The sequence below is a fragment of the Massilia sp. NBRC 108631 genome (assembly GCF_059704565.1).
On the sequence record NZ_BAAKJE010000231.1, the window covers coordinates 1 to 338 of the forward strand.

A 338-nucleotide genomic window follows, 5' to 3' on the forward strand; every position below is an offset into this window, starting at 1 on the left:
GGGTCGTTCGAGACCAGGACGTTGATAGGCTGGGTGTGGAAGTGCAGTAATGCATTAAGCTAACCAGTACTAATTGCCCGTAAGGCTTGTCCCTATAACATTGATAAGTTATAGCGAGAAGTGCTCTTTGTAATGTGAATTGTTGATTGACAATCCCTACCTTAATAAATTAAAATACTTCTTCTGAATTTTAAAGCGCAGTTGCCCAATTGGGAACTGAGCTTGTACAAGTCAAAGCCTGATGACCATAGCAAATCGGTCCCACCCCTTCCCATCCCGAACAGGACCGTGAAACGATTTTGCGCCGATGATAGTGCTGCAACCAGTGTGAAAGTAGG

At 44.4% G+C, this 338-nt stretch carries 2 rRNA genes; both read left to right on the forward strand.

The features are described from left to right. Positions 1–94, forward strand: a 23S ribosomal RNA gene (locus AC6H42_RS25475); the annotation flags it as partial. A 143-nt stretch (positions 95–237) separates the two neighbouring features. Next, a 5S ribosomal RNA gene (gene rrf, locus AC6H42_RS25480) occupies positions 238–338 on the forward strand; the annotation flags it as partial.